Source organism: Variovorax sp. Root434 (assembly GCF_001426595.1).
GTDB lineage: Bacteria > Pseudomonadota > Gammaproteobacteria > Burkholderiales > Burkholderiaceae_C > Variovorax.
Genome location: NZ_LMEK01000019.1, coordinates 1 through 348, shown reverse-complemented (window position 1 = coordinate 348; position 348 = coordinate 1). Strand labels below are relative to the sequence as shown.

Below are 348 nucleotides of genomic sequence, written 5' to 3'. Positions count from 1 at the left end.
GGTGGCGCCTGTCGTCGCCGCCGCCAGCCGCCCCTCGGCGTCGTAGGCGTAGCTGCGCAGCCCATCGGTGAGCATGTCGCCGTTGGCGTTGTAGCCGTAGGCCACGCTGGTGCTGCTGGCGCCGTTGAGGGTCTGGCTGAAGCCCGTGAGCTGGTTGCTCGTCGAGCCCACCGTGTAGGTGCGGCTGGTGGTCTGCCCGTTCAGCACCCGGGTGCCGCTGGAGCGGTTGCCGTTGGCGTCGTAACCGAAGCCTGCCGTGTTGCCCGTGGCGTTGAAGCCGGTGAGGCGCCCCACGGCGTTGTAGCCCACGCTCCAGGTCACGTCGGCATTGGCGAGGGTGCTGTGGGT

1 pseudogene is annotated in these 348 nt (G+C 69.8%); it reads right to left on the bottom strand.

Annotation, left to right across the window (positions count from 1 at the left end):
• Positions 1-348: pseudogene (locus ASD05_RS30375) on the bottom strand (hypothetical protein); the annotation flags it as partial.